Source organism: Geminicoccus sp. (assembly GCF_035556675.1).
Lineage (GTDB): Bacteria > Pseudomonadota > Alphaproteobacteria > Geminicoccales > Geminicoccaceae > Geminicoccus.
Map to the genome: position 1 here is coordinate 1 of NZ_DATMFZ010000009.1, position 14,410 is coordinate 14,410.

The following is a 14,410-nucleotide window of genomic DNA, read 5'->3' on the forward strand; positions in this document are numbered from 1 at the left end:
CGAGCGGGAGTGGAAGATGCCACCCCGTCAGTGGTGCATGGCCAAGGCCCAGTTCGCCATCCTGTTCGGCGAGCGCTTCACCAGAGCCATGGCCTGATCATGGGCAACCGCCCACCGATACACGGAATTCCTGACACTCCCCGGGCGGCTGCAGCGGTTGCAGCCGATCGACGGTTCGTCTCGCTCAGGGCTATCAAGAATACGCCCCTCCCAGCCGCAACGTGTACGCATCCCTCGACAGCAAGCCGGCACCGAGCGTGACTTCGTGCCACAACACGGGCCAGCTCAATGTCAGCGGCCCTCTCACTCCCTACAATGCCTCGCAGCGCAAAGCCTACTGCGGCAACGTGACGGTCTCGAACACGTCGAGCGTCACCTTTCCTTCTGGAACCTACGTGTTCCGCAATGCCTCGCTGACGATCGGCAGCATCTCGAGCTTCACTTGCCTGAACTGCACCTTCCTGTTCATCGGGTCCAATCCGGGCACGCTCAGCATCTCCATCTTTCATCGGGATGACGGCGCCGGCCACCAATACGATCGATCCGGACTATGACGGCATGCTGTTCTATCGCCACCCATCTGGCACCACCGGCAGTTCCGCATCACCCGTGCTCAACCTGCAGAGCATCAGCTCGTTCGACCTTGCCGGGGGATCTATTTCCAGCAGGCCTATGTTCCGGATCGGCAATCTGAGCAGCTCCAATAGTGCGGGCTGCCTGCCCATCGTCGGCGGCGCGCCGGACGTCGGCAACCTGAGCTCGTTCCGGATCTCGGTCTCCAACTGCGCTGCCTACGGCACGCGCGTGCCCGCGCAGCAGGCCCTGCGGCTGGTGGAGTAGCGTCATGAATGGCGTGCCGCGCCCTTTCCGCCAGTTTTACCGCCTGTTCCGCGACAGGCGCGGCGTTGCGGCGCTGGAACTCGCCTCGATCCTGCCGGTGCTCGCCATCACGCTGATGGCGGTCATCGATCTCGGGGACACCATCCAGCAGAACCTTCGCCTGGAAGCGGCGGCGCGGGCCGGCGCCCAGTACGCGATGTTCGCTCCTTCCGATCAGGCCGGCATCCAGAGCGCGGAGCTGGGCGCCGTTCCGGGATGGAACGACATCACGATCCAGCCCCCCACGACGAGTTGCGTCTGCCCTGGTGTCGGCGCCGTCAGCTGCACGGCCACGACCTGTTCCGTAGCGCTGGAACGCTATGTCTCGATCGTCGTCACCCGCACCTTCGACGGACTCCTCCTGACCGACCTGACGACCCTGCAGGGCGACATGACCCTGCGCATCCGCTAGCGGGGGAGCAGGACATGCGCTGCCGCAAGGGCGCAATCTCCCTCGAATTCGCGATCGTGGTTCCGTCTTCTTCATGATGCTGATCGGCACAATCGAAGTCGGCCGGCTCTACTTCACCATGCAGTCGCTGCGCGAAGTGACCGCCGCCGCCGCCCGGCACGCCATGATCGACGCGTCGCTGAGCGGCTGCGCCCAGCCCGCCGCGGAAGTCGCTTCCATGACACCATTCCTTCGCCCTGCCTCCCTGAACCTCTGCGTCACACGTGGCGTCTCGGCTGGCCGCGTCACGATCATAGTCGAGGCCGGCTATCGTTATACAAGCGTGCTGTCGGTGCTTCGCATTCGAGATGACGAGTTGACTGATCGCAGTACGATGACTTTCACTGGGCAGTGACCACAGCATCAAGATCCTGTGGTCTGTCCCGGGAGACCTAGCAAACCTGTACGGTCCCGTGATGTGGTGTGATGGGTCGAGCCTGAACCGGTTGGGCTCTTTTCCCCAGGTTTGGCAGATGAACGCGTAGGGGGTGAGACCGCGCAGGGTCTTGAGCCGGCGGGCCTGGTTGTCCGCATCGACGCACAGCGGCAGGTGCGTTCTGAGCTGGTGGTGGCTGTCGTAGTGGTAGCGCTTGACGGAGGCGTCCCCCGGGTCAAGCCCGAGGGCAGGCTCTCGAGCGTGCGGTGCATGCGCTCGACTTGGCCATTGGTCCATCGATGGCCATGATCGGCCAGCAGGCCGATCATCCATCAGCAGCGCTGTCCGGTTCAGAAGAACCGGACGGGCAGGCCATCGCTCCGTCTCCTGCAAGGACCGCAGGCAGGAGCCTGCGGAGGGGGTGGTTCACCTTGGCGGTGCTCGATGCTGTGCTCTGCGCAAACCCGGTCGAAGATGTGGACGAAGGCGTACTGGTCACCGGTCCGATTGGCGAACCGGATGCCGTGGTCGGTCGGCACCGTGTGGATGCGGTAGGGCCCGGCCAGGATCAGGTCGCGCAGGAACTGCGCCGCCTCCAACTTGCCCGCGCTTTCGACAAGGCGGACGAAGGCGAACTTGCTGGTGCGGTCGCCTCCCGGGCCTACTGGCCCAGTCTCCTTGGGAGATCGGATCAGCCGTCTGCTGACGGCCGATCGCCACGAACAGGCGCAGCTTGCCTTCTTCGGTCTGCACCTCGGCGATGTCGATGTGGAAATAGCCGATCCGGTAGTTGGCGAAGCGCTTCTTGGCGGGCTTGTCGCCTTCGATCTCCGGCACCGGTCCGCCTGGTGACGGTCTGGGGCGACCGGGGGCTGCCCTGCGGCGGGACCCACGTGGCCGACATCGGCGAGGTGGGGCCGGTCACCATCCGCTACGTCAAGGCCAGGAAGAACATGGTCGAGGTCGCCTACGAGCTGGCGGCCGGCACCTGAGCAGAGGCCGGGGCACGGGCCGCGGCCAGGCCGGACCGGCGACCGGAGATGATGTCCGTTCTCCATCCGCCGCAGCGGGCCGCCGAGGTGGCTATCACCATCGGCGGCACAGCCATGAGGCAGCCGCGCGCTACTCCGGTTGCTCCAAGTCGAGCAGCTGGCCGACGAGCGTGACGATCAGGGAAACGGTCAGGGCGGGATTGGGCACGAAGATGCGCGCCGTGGGCGTGGTCATGGCGTCGAAATAGACGGTCACCGGAGCAGCGAGATAGCCCAGGTCCGGATGGGACACCGGCACGAAATAGCTGACGCCGTTGCCTTCCAGGACGAGCTGGTCCGCGGCTGCGCCAAGCTGGGCCGACACGCTGGTGAGCACCAGCCGCTTGCCGGCCGGCACTGGCGGAAACTCGATGATGCATTGCCGATTGGGGCAGGTCGCCGAATTCCCGATGGCGGCCATCGCCTGGTAGGGCTGCAGCGCCTGTGCGCTGGCCGGCAGGCCGTACAATTGTATCGACAGGGCGCCGACAGCGCCAAAGATCATGGAATGAATCTTCATGACATTTCTCCAAATCACATGTTCAGCATGCCTCCGGGATCTGATCGTCGAGTTTCATGTCGTGAGGTCAAACAGTGATCTGTAGCTGATCCTGCTGCCGCAGGTTCGTATGACCTGGTCTTTCTAGTAGACGTGGCATCGCCCTCACCGGGCGCGTCGCGCCGCGGATCAGGATATCACGATTGGATCCGGTACGCCCGAGAAAAACCGGCAAGAGGCCGAGCCAGGCAGCGTTACGCCCGTTTGGGCAAATGCCGCCTAGCTGGGCCGGCCTGCCAGACCTTCCTCGCGCATGATCTGGTCATAGGCCCGGCGCACCGCGGCCTTGCCATGCTGGCGCTCCAGCCGGCGCACGGTGAAATGGCCCTTGGCGAGCGACTGAAAATAATGGGTGAAGGCGGCGTTGATCGCGGCCCCGCTCACGGCACCCAGCACCGGCACCGCCTGAGCTGCGGCTTTCTGCGATACGGTGACGCCGAACCGCGTGCCGATCTGGGCGAGCAGGCGGATCATCGCGGAGCTGGTCTCGTCGATCAGGCCGCGCTCGGCCACCTGGCGCACCGCATGGACTACCGAGCGGGCCATGGCGGCGCGGGCCGCGAAATAGCCGCTCTCGTGCAGATGCCCGGTGCGGCCGGCCAGCGCGAACACCTGCAGGCAGGCCAGCGCCGCCTCCGGATCGCGCAGGTCCTCGCCCTCGCTCTGTGCGATCCGCGCGATCGCCCGCAGCATGATGGTGGTCGAGACCGGCAGCTCGACCGGCAGGGCCGCCACGCCGAACGCCCCGCCCAGGGCGCCGGTGAGGGTCGCCAGCGCCCGATGGGTATGGGTCTGCGGGTCCAGTCGGTCCTTGGGCACAGTGAGCAGCACCAGGCGCAGTGCCTGGCGCAGGGCCGAGGCGGTGGCTTCCGAGACCATCCCCGCCACGCGCTCGGGCAGGGCGCGGCCGAGCAGCTCGATCGGCCGGCCCGCCAGATCCGACAGTTTCGCGGCGAAGCTCGGGCCTTCCAGGCTGCGCACCGCCAGGCGCAGCGCCTCGCGGTCGGCATGCGGCAGCTCGCTGCCCACCAGCACCCGCTCGTCCGCGGCGATCACCACTTCCTGCATGCTCACATGGGCTCCCCGTTGCCAGGAGCAGATGTAGGGCGCGGCGGGGCCGGGGGAAACCTCAGCGCACCGGCAGCACCGGCGAACGGGTAGGCTTCTACCGGCTGCCATGGCCCGGCCAGATAGCGCCACAGCAACAGGCCGGCCGTGGTGAGGCGAAGCTGCTGCGGGTGGGCTTCCAGTTCCTCGGCCAACGATCTGGCCACGTCCGGTGCGACCTTGTTCTGGATGGTGACGTGCGGCCGGTAGGGCTGTCGGTCCTGGGCTGCCAGCAGCGGCTGGAAGTTCTCCGCGAGGCGGCTCCGCAGGTCGAGCAGCTCGGGCGACGCCATGGCCAGCGCCACGCCGCGGCCCAGCAGGCGCGGCCGGCCGCACGCCACGCAGAAGGGCGGCCGGTCACGGCAAGCGGCGGCAAGCTCGGCGCGGATCGCTGGTTCCGCAGTGCCGGGCAACCGCTGGAACAGGGTGACATGGGCCGGCACCAGGTTGCGCAGGGGCGGGAAGTGCCGCCGGCGCAGCCTGTCCAGCACCAGGAAGGACATCTCGTCCATCGCGAGCGTGACGATCAGCGGCAGATCGGTCAGCATGGAGTGCACCCGACCGGCTCGGCAGGATACACGGGAGAAGGCATGCCATGTCCCAGCCCCCCTGGCGCCAGCAACTCCGCCTCGACCTGCCCGACGACCTGGCCAAACAGGCGCGGGTGGATCCGGAGGATGCCGTGCTCGCACCCCTGCCGGAGATCCTCCGCCGCCACGACGCGCGGCTCTGCTGCCAGTTCGACGCGTTCGTCGGCTATGTGGAGGAGGCGCGGGCGCATGGCGGGCAGGGCTATCCACTCCTGGCCTGGACCGAGGCCACCCTGAATGACCCGGCCAAGCGCGAAAAGTTCCTCCGCTCGTTCTCGATCCATGTGCGCGGCGAGGAGACCTATCCGGCGGCGGTGGCGGAAGCTCTGCTGGCGGAGCTGCGCCTGCTGGAAGAGGCGGGACCGATTCTGCGGATCGCGCGCTATGACACCAACCCGGCCAATAACCCGCAGCCGCCTGCGACAAGCAGGGCAAAATGAGGTGGGAACCCAAGTGCGGTACATGCGCTTAGTGCATGGGTCCTCCTCGTTGGTGCGTGGTGAAAAGTTTCACTGCCTGCCCACATGGAGCCTGTCGCCGGCGCACTTCCTGGATGCGCCGACGGCCCGGAGGGTCGAGCATGCTCTCCTCCGCTGGATCCGGTCATACCCGGCTCCTCGACGGGCTTCGGTCCGTTCCAGGCGTTTACCTCCCTGATCTACTCGGCCGGATCGTCTCGATCCGGCCACTTTTTTTGGGGCGTCGCCGCCGTCCGGCTGGCCGCCGTGCTGGACCGCCGGCTAGGCTTCGGCCGGCCCCAGGAGGGAGGAGCCCACGCATGACGATCGATGCCAAGACCTTCTGGCGCTGCCTGAGCGAGCGCGCGATCGGCGCTACGGTGGTGACGGTCGATGGCCAGGACGGGCCCGCGGGGTTCCTGGGCCTCTCGGCCACCCATGTGAGCGCCGATCCGCCGACGCTGCTGGTGTCGATCGACCGGCGGACCAGCGCCTGCGCGGAGGTGATCGAGCGGGGCCGGTTCGCGGTGAACTTCCTGCCCGCCGACGCGCAGGCGATCGCCGACGCATTCGCCGGTCGCGGCGGCATCAAGGGAGCCGCGCGGTTCGCCACGGGCGAATGGACCACGCTCAGCACGGGCGCGCCCGTGCTGGCGACGGCGCTGGGCGCCTTCGACTGCCAGGTGACCGAGGTGATCGACCGGGGTCAGGTCGCGATCGTATTGGGCCTAGTGGTGGCCGCGACCAGCCGGGGCGACGGCGAGCCGTTGATCCTGTTCCGGGGCACCACCCTGAGCTGAGCCGCCGGCCCTGCGCTTTTCCGACGACACCGGGCGCTTCTTCTGCGGCACGCGATGCCTTCCACCATCAACCGACAGATATCACAGTACATCGACCGCTAGGTGCCCGTATATTGGCACCGGTGGCGGGGCGGCGTTCTGGGGATTGCCGGAAAGTGGCGGAGACGAACTGGCGTGCTGCTGGTGGCGGGACTGGACGCCACGCCGGGCAAAGCGGCTGACGTGCCGGAACAGTCCGAGGTACTGAGCGAGGCTGGGGCCGGGCCCTCGGCCACTGCGACCGTGTTCCTGCCGCTGCGGAACTGGCATCGTCGCGTCTCGCGCGGCGCTGTCCTGATGCTGGGCGTCTCGGTCCTGGTGCTGGCCCTGCTGATCGTGCTGGCGGTCACCCTGCTGCTGGGCAACCTTCGCCAGGATGTGGCCGAGCGGCAGCGCGAGGAACGGACTGCCGCCGCCCGGCTGGACTATGTGCAGGCGCAGCTCGCTTCTGTTGTCCACGACTATGCGACCTGGGATGACGCCTTTGTCAGGTTGATCCTTGCGCCTGATCGCGCCTGGGCCGAGGCCAATATCGGGACCAACGTGTGGACCAGCCTCGGCTACCCGATGAGCCTGCTGGTGGATGAGGCAGGCCGCCCACGCTTTGGTCAGCTGGAGGGCAGGTTCGACGCTCCTGCAGTCGCCGGCGCCCTGGGCGATGGAGCCGCCCAATTGATCGACTTGGCCCGGCGGAACCGTACCCGTGCTGCGCCGGCGGTCGTGGGGGTGGTCCTGGGCCAGGACGGGCCGTTGATCGCCGCGGCCAAGGCATTCGTCCCGGACGAAGCGGCGGGCCTGGTCCTGCCGCCCGGCCCACCCGCGGTGCTCCTGTTCGCCACGCGGCTGGACGAGGCGATGCTCCAGGAGATGGCGGATGACCTGGGCCTGGACAGGCTGACCCTGGTGGGCGTCGATACGCGGATGGAGGGGCGCAGCAGCATCGCACTGCATGGCCCGGACAGCCAGGTCGTCGCCCGGCTGGCCTGGGAGCCACGGCAGATGGGACGCCAGCAACTGCTCTGGCTGATCCCGACCCTGGGCGGGGTCGCGGCGCCGATCGCACTGCTGATGGTCATGGCGTTCGGCAGCCTCCAGTTCTCGCGCGCGCTGAAAGACAGCGAGACCCGTCTCCACCACTTCCTGGAGGTGTCCTCCGACTGGCTGTGGGAGACCGACGCGGCCGGCAGGATTGCCTGGATCTCGCCAAGCTATGCCGCCACCACCGGTCTGGACTGGACCGAGCAGATCGGCCGACGGCTGGACGGAATCGCGCAGGGCGGCCCCGTGCCGGACGACTGGGAGCGGCTGCGCGACGCGTTCGACCGGCGGCGGCCGTTCCGTGACCTGCGCTACGCGATTCGCGATCGCGCGGACCGGACCTGGATCTTGCAGGTGAGCGGCCGGCCGGTGCTGCGCCCGGACGGGCAACTCCTCTGCTACCGAGGGGTCGGTCGCGACATTACCAGGGAATGGCGGGCGGCGCAGCGGCTGCGCGAGACCGAAGGCCAGCTGGGCACGCTGGTGCAGAACCTGCGCGGGATCGTCTTCTGCCGTGGCGTGGCTGGCGATGGCCCGTTCGGCTATAACGAGCACGGCGTCGAACTCCTGGGTGCCGGCGAGGACACGCTGGCCCTGCCGCGCGACGGCCGCTCGCGACTGGACCTCGTCGCCTGGCAGGCGGCGATCCACCCCGACGATCTCGACCTCTACCGTTATCGCGAGCAGCGGCTGATCGTGGATGGTCAGGCCTATCAGATGGACCTGCGCTTCATCAATCCGGCGACCGGAGCCGAGCGCTGGGCCCACCGGGTCAGCTGGGCGGTGGACGGCGTGGAGCCCGGCCGCCGTCACATCTACGCCTATGTCATCGACGTTACCGAGCAGCGCCAGCGCGAGGAGGCGCTGCGCACCATCAAGCAGCAGCTTAGGGCGCAGAACGAGGAACTGCGCGCGGCGCGCGCCACGGCCGAGGCCGCCAGCCAGTCGAAGTCGCAGTTCCTGGCGGCGATGAGCCACGAGATCCGCACGCCGATGACCGCCGTGCTCGGCATGGCTGATCTGCTGGCCGCGGAGGACCTACCTCCGCTGCAGCGCCACTACGTGGCGACGATCCGCAACTCCGGCAGCCATCTGCTCAGCATCATCAACGACATCCTGGACTTCTCGCGGATCGAGTCCGGGCGGCTGGAGCTGGAGCGGATCGACCTGCCCCTGGTCGACACACTGGAGCAGGTCCGCTCCTTGATGATGCCCCAGGCCATGGAGCGCGGATTGCACCTGGAGCTGGACGTGCGGGTGCCGGCGGACCTGGTGATTCAGGGCGATCCGACCCGGCTGCGCCAGGTCCTGGTCAACCTGGTCGCCAACGCGCTCAAGTTCACCGCGAGCGGCCATGTCCGGGTCGGGGTCGAGCAGCGCCGGCTCGACGACCAGGACTGGCTGCATTTCTCCGTCGAGGACCGCGGGATCGGCATCCCGGCCGCGCGCCAAGCGGCCCTGTTCGAGCCGTTCACCCAGGCGGACAGCTCGACCGCCCGCCATTATGGCGGCAGCGGCCTGGGGCTGGCGATCTGCAAGCGACTGGTCGGCGCCATGAACGGCCGGATCGGCGTGGTGAGCCAGCCGGGCGAGGGCAGCACCTTCTGGTTCGAGCTGCCGCTGACGCTCGGCCGGAGCTCGGCCGGGGCGATCCGGGAAAATGCCGCGCTTGGCCAGGTGCGTCCGCTGCGCGTGCTGGTGGTCGACGATGTCGCGGTCAACCGGGAGCTGCTGGTCGAGATGCTCGGCCGGCAGGGCCACCAGGTGGACCAGGCGGAGAACGGCGCGCAGGCCGTGGGCATGGTGACGCGCGGCGGCTACGACCTGGTCCTGATGGACGTGCAGATGCCGGTGATGGACGGGATGGAGGCGACCCGGCGGATCCGCCGCCTGGACGGGCCCGCGGCCGGCGTACCGATCCTGGCGCTCACCGCCAACGTGATGGCCAGTGAACGGAAGCACTATCTCAGCACCGGCATGAACCGCTGCCTGACCAAGCCGGTGGTGTGGCCCGAGCTGTTCGCAGCACTGGCCGCGGTCGCGTCCGGCAGCCTGGCGCCGGCCGGCCCGACGGCCCTGCCGGAATCCCTGCCGGCGGGGATGGGCGAGGTGGCGCTGCTCGACACCGTCCGGCTCGATGCGATGGCAGCCGGCATGTCGGCGGAGACCTTCGAGCGCATGCTGGCGCGCGGCATCGCCGGTGCGGAGGCCGCCTGCGCGCGGCTGCGGGCCCTGGTGGACGATCGGGATGCGCTGGCCAGGGAGGCGCACCGGCTGCGCGGCACTGCGGGGACGTTCGGGCTGCGCCGGGTGGCGGCGCTGGCGGAGGCGATCGAGGTGCTGGCCATGGCAGGAGGCGATCCGGGCCTGCTGGTGGACGCGCTGGCCGAGGCCTGTGCCAGCAGCGGGAAGGCGGCGGCCACGTGGAACGATCCCGCGGCAGCCAAGGCCGATCCGGCCGGCTAGGATCGCCCCGGCATCCGGTTACCGCTGCAGAGGTGACGCCATGAACGACCTGGACGAGCCCACCCGCGCATTGCTGCGCACGGTGAGCACCGCCACGCTGACGACGATCCTGTTCAAGCGCGGCCTGCGCAACGTCTTCCTGCAGAACGTCCAGCCGGTCGCGAGCGGTCTGCCGCACATGGTGGGCCCGGCCTATACGCTGCGGATGATCCCGGCGCGTGAGGACCTGGACGTGCTCGACGCCTATGCCGACCCCAGCCACCCGCAGCGCCACGCGGTGGAGCACTGCCCCCGGGGCCATGTCCTGGTGATCGACAGCCGCAAGGACGCGCGGGGAGCCTCGGCCGGCGACATCCTGCTGCGCCGCCTCATGGTGCGCGGCTGTGCCGGCGTGGTGACCGATGGCGGCTTCCGCGACAGCCCGGCGGTGGCGGCGCTGGGCTTCCCGGCCTACCACCAGCGCCCGTCGGCGCCGACTGGTCCGATCTGGCATCACGCCGCCGACACCGGCCTGCCGATCGCTTGCGGGGATGTCGCGGTCTATCCGGGCGACATCATGGTGGGCGACGGCGAGGGCGTGGTGTGCATCCCGCGGGCACTGGCGGCAGCGGTCGCCGAGGAAGCCGCGGCGGCCACTGCCTATGAGGATTTCGTGGAAGCGCAGGTGAAGCTCGGCCGGCCGTTGCCGGGCCTCTATCCCGCCACGCCCGAAAGCCGTGCCGAGTTCGAGCACTGGCGGAACGCCCGTGGCCGTGGCTGACAAGCGGGGGCGCGAAGCCCTGGTCACTCGTCGTCGGAGTCGAGCCACTCCTTGAAGCTCAAGCGCGGTTGCTCCGGTACCGACTGCTGGATGGCGCCCCGCAGCTCCTGGGCCGATGCATCGTTCTTCACGAGGACCTTGGCGATGCGCCGGACCAGTTCCGCATCGCTCGCCGGCACGGCGAGCTCCACCCGCTTGAGACCACGCTCCGCCAGTCGGCGGCGATGTTCCTGGACCGATTGACTCATCCTAGCTTCTCCAAGAAATACCCTCCGCGCCGTGGCGAAGGGTCCGATCCAAACATATGGGTCGGCAGAACATGCACAGGCGCGGCCAGCGGGCGATGTACGACCCGCCGTCACCTGCCAGAGCCGATGCGGCTAGCACATAGTGAACTGCTGGAGCTGCACAAGCCAGGTTCGAATGAATTTCCGGAAAAATGCAACCGAACAACATATTCTCCGGGCTGGTGTATAACCAAAGTTATACGTAACGCGTTGTAACTGAATGTTGCGGCTCGGGCAGACGAGCTGCCGGCAGATCGTTATGAATGCTTGGCCCCAATGCGCAGACCCCCGGCGCCACAACTGACGAGCCGCTGACGCGTTCCCATGGATGTCGACGCAGCCAGGAAAATTAATCATCCGATGATAAGGCTTGTTTGACCCGATGAATGGTTGCTAGAACCGGTGCAGACGCGGCCCGGCATGGGCCCGCAGGGAGGATGCACGTGACCGACGCAATCGACGAACTGACCCGGCGCCTGGACGCCTGCTATTCCGGCGCCATCTACGACGTGCTCCGCGACATGGGGCGGCCGAACTGCGTGCTTCCGGCGGAGATCCGGGCGATCGATCCCGACACGCGGGTGGCCGGCCGGGTGTTCACGGTGCGGGGCCGGGCCGACGATCGGATCGGCGCCCATGAGAGCTTGCTCGCCTGGACCGAGTTCCTGAGCGTGGCCCCCAAGGGTCATGTCGTGGTCTGCCAGCCGCAGGACAAGGGGCGGGCGCTCATGGGCGAGCTTTCGGCCGAGACCCTGCAGCACCGCGGGATCCGCGGCTACATCGTGGACGGCGGCAGCCGGGACAATGCCTTCATCCGCAAGTTCGGCTTCCCGGTCTTCTCCAGCTTCCAGAGCCCGCGGGACATCGTCGCCGCTTGGCGGCCGGAGGCATTCGGCGAGCCCATCACCATCGGCGGCGTCCTGATCGCCACCGGCGACTACATCCTGGCCGACATCGACGGCATCGTGGTGATCCCGGGCGACCTGGCCGAGGAGGTGGTCGGCCGGGTCGAGCAGGTGGTGCAGACCGAGAACCTGGTGCGCAAGGCGATCCTGGAAGGGGTCGACCCCAAGGAGGCCTATCTGCGCTACGGGAAGTTCTGAAAGCGGGAACGTGGCCCGCGAGAGCCTGACCGAGCGGGTGGTCCGGCAGATCGGCACGGCCATCGTCCGGGGCGACCATCCGCCGGACACGGCCCTGCCGGTCGAGCCCGCCATCGCTGCGGCACTCGGCGTCAGCCGCAACCTCGTGCGCGAGGCGGTCAAGACGCTGGTGGGCAAGGGGCTGCTGCGCACCGGCAGGCGGGCCGGCACGATCGTGCAGCCGTCCGCTGCATGGAACCTGCTGGACCCGGATGTGCTGGCCTGGACGCTGGCCGCCCCGGCGCTGCGCGACCACCTGCTGGCCGAGATCGCTTCCTTGCGCAGCATGATCGAGCCGGAGGTCGCAGCACTGGCGGCCAGCCGGGCCAGCACGGTCGAGATCCTGCGCCTGATGGAGGCACTGGAAGCCATGGAGCGGCACCGGGACGACCCGACGAGCGCGGTGGCCGCCGATATCGGCTTCCACCGCTGCCTGTTCACCGCTTCCGGGCACCGCTTGGCGATGAGCCTGCTGCCGGCGTTCACCGTGCTGCTGCAGGCCAATTTCGATCTGGCGATCCAGGCGCAGGGCGCGTTCGACCGCAATCTCGCGGAGCATCGCGCGGTGGCCCTGGCGATCGGCGCGCGCGAGCCGGACAGGGCGCGGGCGGCCATGCGCCGGCTGCTCGCCAACAACGAGGACGACCTCGCCCGGATCATGGCAGCCCAGGGTGAAGGGGCAGGGAAGGGACGATGATGCGCAAGCTGCGCTCGCACGCCTGGTTCGGCGGGCTCGACAAGGACGGCTTCATCCACCGGAGCTGGATGAAGAACCAGGGCCATCCGGACGAGATGTTCGACGGAAGGCCGGTGATCGGCATCTGCAACACCGCCTCCGACCTCACTCCCTGCAACACCCATTTCCGCGGCCTGGTCGAGCACGTGAAGCGCGGGGTGTACGAGGCGGGCGGCTTCCCGGTCGAGTTCCCGGTCTTCTCCTGCGGCGAATCCAACCTGCGGCCGACCGCGATGCTGTTCCGCAACCTGGCGTCCATGGACGTGGAGGAAGCGATCCGCGGCAATCCGATCGACGGCGTGGTGCTGCTGGCCGGCTGCGACAAGACCACGCCGGCTTTGCTGATGGGCGCTGCCAGCTGCGACCTGCCCACCATCCTGCTCTCGGGCGGACCGATGCTGAACGGCCATTATCGCGGCCGCACGATCGGCTCCGGCACCGATGTCTGGAAGCTGTCCGAGGATGTGCGCGCGGGCGTGATTACGCTTGGCGAGTTCATGGCCGCCGAGAATGCTATGTCCCGCTCGCCCGGCCACTGCATGACCATGGGCACCGCATCCACCATGGCGAGCATGGCCGAGGCGCTGGGCGTGACACTCAGCGAGAACGCGGCCTATCCGGCGGTGGATGCCAGGCGGGCGCGGCTGGCCCATCTGACCGGCCGGCGGGCCGTGCAGATGGTGGTGGACGATCTGCGCCTGTCGAAGATCCTCACTCCCGCCGCGTTTGCCAATGCGATCCGGGTCAACGGCGCCATCGGCGGCTCGACCAATGCGGTGGTGCATCTGCTGGCGATCGCCGGGCGGATCGGGGTGGACCTCACCCTGGAGGACTGGGACCGTCTGGGCCGGGACGTGCCCTGCCTGCTCGACCTGATGCCATCCGGACGGTTCCTGATGGAGGATTTCTGCTATGCGGGCGGGCTGCCGGCGCTGATGAGCCGGATCGCCGACCTCTTGGACCTGGATGCTCTCACGGTCAGCGGCCAGACGGTCGGACAGAACATCGCGGCTGCCCAGGTGTTCGACGACGAGGTGATCCGCCCGCGCGACCGGCCGCTGGCGGCCCAGGGCGGCATCGCCGTCCTGCGCGGCAACCTTGCGCCGGGCGGGGCAATCATCAAGCCGTCCGCGGCAACCCCCGAGTTGATGCAGCATCGTGGCCGGGCGGTCGTGTTCGAGGACATCGACGACTACAAGCGCCGGGTCGACGATCCGGCACTCGCGATCGATCCCAGCTCGGTCATGGTGCTGAAGAACTGCGGGCCCAAGGGCTATCCGGGCATGGCCGAGGTCGGCAACATGGCGCTGCCGAAGAAGCTCCTGCAGCAGGGGATCCGCGACATGGTGCGGATCTCGGATGCCCGGATGAGCGGCACGGCGTTCGGCACGGTGGTGCTGCATACCGCGCCAGAGGCGGCGGCCGGCGGGCCGATCGCCTTGGTCCGGGACGGCGACCTGATCGAGCTGGACGTGGCCGGCCGGCGCCTGCATCTCGCGGTGGACGAGGCCGAGCTGACGAGGCGCCGTGCCGCCTGGGCCGCGCCTGAGCCCGCGATGGGCTCAGGCTACCAGAAGCTCTATGTCGACCATGTGCTCCAGGCCGACCGGGGGGCCGACCTGGACTTCCTGGTGGGCTGCCGGGGAGCTGCCGTGCCGCGCGAGAGCCATTGAGGGCCCCCATGCGGCCTT

The 14,410-nt window shown here is 68.4% G+C and carries 16 protein-coding genes and 1 pseudogene; 12 read left to right on the plus strand and 5 right to left on the minus strand.

Features of this window, described 5'->3' with window-relative positions:
- Positions 1-221 precede the first annotated feature (221 nt).
- The 4 genes from VNS22_RS00445 to VNS22_RS00460 all read left to right on the plus strand — a co-directional run bounded on the left by VNS22_RS00445 (position 222) and on the right by VNS22_RS00460 (position 1,685).
- On the plus strand, positions 222-554 hold the full coding sequence (locus tag VNS22_RS00445) for a hypothetical protein (protein ID WP_325728589.1): 333 nt from the start codon (positions 222-224) through the stop codon (positions 552-554).
- The gene (locus tag VNS22_RS00450; RefSeq protein WP_325728590.1) at positions 514-840 is read left to right on the plus strand and encodes a hypothetical protein; all 327 of its coding nucleotides are present in this window, start codon (positions 514-516) and stop codon (positions 838-840) included. Before VNS22_RS00445 ends, VNS22_RS00450 begins: the two co-directional genes overlap by 41 nt.
- Before the next feature lie 4 nt (positions 841-844).
- Positions 845-1,291, plus strand: a complete 447-nt coding sequence (locus VNS22_RS00455) for a TadE/TadG family type IV pilus assembly protein (protein WP_325728591.1) — start codon at positions 845-847, stop codon at positions 1,289-1,291.
- Between the two features lie 73 nt (positions 1,292-1,364).
- Positions 1,365-1,685 (plus strand): hypothetical protein, encoded by a 321-nt coding sequence (locus tag VNS22_RS00460; RefSeq protein WP_325728592.1) that lies wholly within the window; start codon positions 1,365-1,367, stop codon positions 1,683-1,685.
- 192 nt (positions 1,686-1,877) lie between these two features.
- On the opposite strand, the pseudogene VNS22_RS00465 reads toward VNS22_RS00460, so the two are convergent.
- Positions 1,878-2,543, minus strand: a pseudogene (locus tag VNS22_RS00465) (hypothetical protein); the annotation flags it as partial.
- 11 nt (positions 2,544-2,554) lie between these two features.
- On the opposite strand from VNS22_RS00465, the gene VNS22_RS00470 reads away from it, so the two are divergent.
- The gene (locus VNS22_RS00470; RefSeq protein WP_325728593.1) at positions 2,555-2,698 is read left to right on the plus strand and encodes a hypothetical protein; all 144 of its coding nucleotides are present in this window, start codon (positions 2,555-2,557) and stop codon (positions 2,696-2,698) included.
- A 130-nt stretch (positions 2,699-2,828) separates the two neighbouring features.
- Here VNS22_RS00470 and VNS22_RS00475 read toward each other — a convergent pair whose 3' ends face one another.
- The 3 genes from VNS22_RS00475 to VNS22_RS00485 all read right to left on the minus strand — a co-directional run bounded on the left by VNS22_RS00475 (position 2,829) and on the right by VNS22_RS00485 (position 4,951).
- A complete protein-coding gene (locus VNS22_RS00475) occupies positions 2,829-3,257 on the minus strand; it encodes a hypothetical protein (protein WP_325728594.1) in 429 nt (142 codons plus the stop codon).
- Positions 3,258-3,515: 258 nt separating this feature from the next.
- Positions 3,516-4,364, minus strand: a complete 849-nt coding sequence (locus VNS22_RS00480; RefSeq protein ID WP_325728633.1) for an EcsC family protein — start codon at positions 4,362-4,364, stop codon at positions 3,516-3,518.
- Positions 4,365-4,366: 2 nt separating this feature from the next.
- The gene (locus VNS22_RS00485) at positions 4,367-4,951 is read right to left on the minus strand and encodes a 2'-5' RNA ligase family protein (protein WP_325728595.1); all 585 of its coding nucleotides are present in this window, start codon (positions 4,949-4,951) and stop codon (positions 4,367-4,369) included.
- A gap of 47 nt (positions 4,952-4,998) precedes the next feature.
- Here VNS22_RS00485 and VNS22_RS00490 point away from each other — a divergent pair, with 47 nt between their 5' ends.
- From VNS22_RS00490 to VNS22_RS00505, 4 genes are all read left to right on the plus strand, one after another.
- Entirely contained in the window at positions 4,999-5,433 is a 435-nt protein-coding gene (locus VNS22_RS00490; RefSeq protein WP_325728596.1) for a hypothetical protein, read from the plus strand.
- Positions 5,434-5,771: 338 nt separating this feature from the next.
- The gene (locus tag VNS22_RS00495; protein ID WP_325728597.1) at positions 5,772-6,251 is read left to right on the plus strand and encodes a flavin reductase family protein; all 480 of its coding nucleotides are present in this window, start codon (positions 5,772-5,774) and stop codon (positions 6,249-6,251) included.
- Between the two features lie 174 nt (positions 6,252-6,425).
- Complete coding sequence (locus VNS22_RS00500) at positions 6,426-9,794, plus strand: ATP-binding protein (RefSeq protein ID WP_325728598.1); 3,369 nt, start codon at positions 6,426-6,428, stop codon at positions 9,792-9,794.
- A 49-nt stretch (positions 9,795-9,843) separates the two neighbouring features.
- The gene (locus tag VNS22_RS00505; RefSeq protein ID WP_414653285.1) at positions 9,844-10,554 is read left to right on the plus strand and encodes a ribonuclease activity regulator RraA; all 711 of its coding nucleotides are present in this window, start codon (positions 9,844-9,846) and stop codon (positions 10,552-10,554) included.
- Between the two features lie 23 nt (positions 10,555-10,577).
- Here the strand turns inward: VNS22_RS00505 and VNS22_RS00510 are convergent, their stop codons facing one another.
- A complete protein-coding gene (locus tag VNS22_RS00510; protein WP_325728600.1) occupies positions 10,578-10,802 on the minus strand; it encodes a hypothetical protein in 225 nt (74 codons plus the stop codon).
- A gap of 482 nt (positions 10,803-11,284) precedes the next feature.
- Between VNS22_RS00510 and VNS22_RS00515 the strand changes: the two genes are divergently transcribed.
- From VNS22_RS00515 to VNS22_RS00525, 3 genes are read left to right on the plus strand one after another with little or no spacing between them, the layout of a single operon-like run.
- Entirely contained in the window at positions 11,285-11,944 is a 660-nt protein-coding gene (locus VNS22_RS00515; RefSeq protein ID WP_325728601.1) for an RraA family protein, read from the plus strand.
- A gap of 10 nt (positions 11,945-11,954) precedes the next feature.
- Positions 11,955-12,680, plus strand: coding sequence for a FadR/GntR family transcriptional regulator (locus VNS22_RS00520; protein WP_325728602.1), 726 nt, complete (start codon positions 11,955-11,957; stop codon positions 12,678-12,680).
- Complete coding sequence (locus VNS22_RS00525) at positions 12,680-14,392, plus strand: IlvD/Edd family dehydratase (RefSeq protein WP_349261669.1); 1,713 nt, start codon at positions 12,680-12,682, stop codon at positions 14,390-14,392. Before VNS22_RS00520 ends, VNS22_RS00525 begins: the two co-directional genes overlap by 1 nt.
- Positions 14,393-14,410 lie beyond the last annotated feature (18 nt).

Bases quoted from the DNA above. Each gene is read 5' to 3' on its own strand.
- VNS22_RS00450 (WP_325728590.1), top strand. From the start codon at position 514: ATGACGGCGCCGGCCACCAATACGATCGATCCGGACTATGACGGCATG.
- VNS22_RS00455 (WP_325728591.1), top strand. From the start codon at position 845: ATGAATGGCGTGCCGCGCCCTTTCCGCCAGTTTTACCGCCTGTTCCGC.
- VNS22_RS00460 (WP_325728592.1), top strand. From the start codon at position 1,365: ATGATGCTGATCGGCACAATCGAAGTCGGCCGGCTCTACTTCACCATG.
- VNS22_RS00475 (WP_325728594.1), bottom strand. From the start codon at position 3,257: ATGAAGATTCATTCCATGATCTTTGGCGCTGTCGGCGCCCTGTCGATA.
- VNS22_RS00480 (WP_325728633.1), bottom strand. From the start codon at position 4,364: ATGCAGGAAGTGGTGATCGCCGCGGACGAGCGGGTGCTGGTGGGCAGC.
- VNS22_RS00485 (WP_325728595.1), bottom strand. From the start codon at position 4,951: ATGCTGACCGATCTGCCGCTGATCGTCACGCTCGCGATGGACGAGATG.
- VNS22_RS00490 (WP_325728596.1), top strand. From the start codon at position 4,999: ATGTCCCAGCCCCCCTGGCGCCAGCAACTCCGCCTCGACCTGCCCGAC.
- VNS22_RS00495 (WP_325728597.1), top strand. From the start codon at position 5,772: ATGACGATCGATGCCAAGACCTTCTGGCGCTGCCTGAGCGAGCGCGCG.
- VNS22_RS00510 (WP_325728600.1), bottom strand. From the start codon at position 10,802: ATGAGTCAATCGGTCCAGGAACATCGCCGCCGACTGGCGGAGCGTGGT.
- VNS22_RS00525 (WP_349261669.1), top strand. From the start codon at position 12,680: ATGCGCAAGCTGCGCTCGCACGCCTGGTTCGGCGGGCTCGACAAGGAC.